The 1217-nt window shown below is 23.8% G+C and carries 1 protein-coding gene; it reads right to left on the minus strand.

All coding sequences use genetic code 11. The features are described 5' to 3' along the window. Positions 1-103: 103 nt before the first annotated feature. Positions 104-1217, minus strand: a 1114-nt coding sequence (locus NSA58_RS20405) for a class I SAM-dependent methyltransferase (protein WP_257560953.1), incomplete at its 5' end; no start/stop codon positions are given.

Genomic DNA, 1217 nt, shown 5'->3' on the forward strand with positions numbered 1-1217 from the left:
TATAATTTTTTAAATTATAGCATAAGTAAGTTTTTAAGCAAACTATTTACTTTCTATTGTATTTATAAAACTCAAGAACCATTAGCCCTTGAGTTTTTTATACCTAAATTAAGTTGTCATTTTTTAATAAATTATATAAAGTCGGATCAAAATTAAATTCTTTCATTAATGCTTTTACTTGTTGAAGAGATTTTTCTTTTTTAATTTTTGATAAATTAGACTTCGATGCTCTTATTAATATATTTTTAGGAGAATGCGATATATCGATAAATTCTAATAGTTGAGTCTTGTATCCAACACATTCTAATAAATTCCCTCTAACCGAATCAGTCATAAGAGCTGCTACTCTTTCTTGTATAATTCCATATTTATTTAAAATGTCTAGGTTTTCAGCCTTCATTTGATGGTTGAATTCATGTTGACAACAAGGTACTGAGAATATCATTTTTGCATTCCATTTTATTGCATTGTATAATGCATAATCAGTTGCCGTATCACATGCATGTAAGGTAATAACCATATCTACCTTATTATTATATTTGAACCCGTTTATGTCCCCAAGTTCAAAATGTAAATTATCAAACTTATATTTTTTAGCTATTTCATTACATTTTTTTATTACATCTTCTTTTAAATCCAAGCCTATCATTTTTACATTTATTTTTTTAATTTCTACAAAGTAATAATAAAGAACAAAAGTTAAATATGATTTTCCACATCCAAAATCTAATATAGTAAGTTCTTCATAATTATTTTTCTTAATTTCATCATCAATTATCTCTATAAATCTATTTATTTGTTTGTACTTGTCATATTTTGAGTTTACAACTTTACCTTCTTTTGTGAAAATACCTAAATCAATAAGTGGTTGAATAATCATGCCTTCTTTAAGAATGTAATTCTTTTCTTTGTTGTGTCCTTTGATAACCATATTTTCGTTATTACTTTTCTTTTTACTTAAAAATACTTTTCCTTTTTTAGATATTTTAACATCATAATTAGTATTACCTGACCAAGCATTTAATTGTTTGAAATTTTCTTTCATATATTCAAGTACTCTATCATTTAGATCTTTTTTCTCTATATTTTCATGAAACACTTGCTTATCTGTAAACTTTTCAACTTGATAGTATTCTTTATCATTTTTTTCTTTTAGTTGAAAAACTATCTTGTTGTATTTTATGTCTTTATTTTTTTTATTACTTATAACTACTTTT

The organism is Terrisporobacter muris (assembly GCF_024621905.1).
Lineage (GTDB): Bacteria > Bacillota > Clostridia > Peptostreptococcales > Peptostreptococcaceae > Terrisporobacter > Terrisporobacter muris.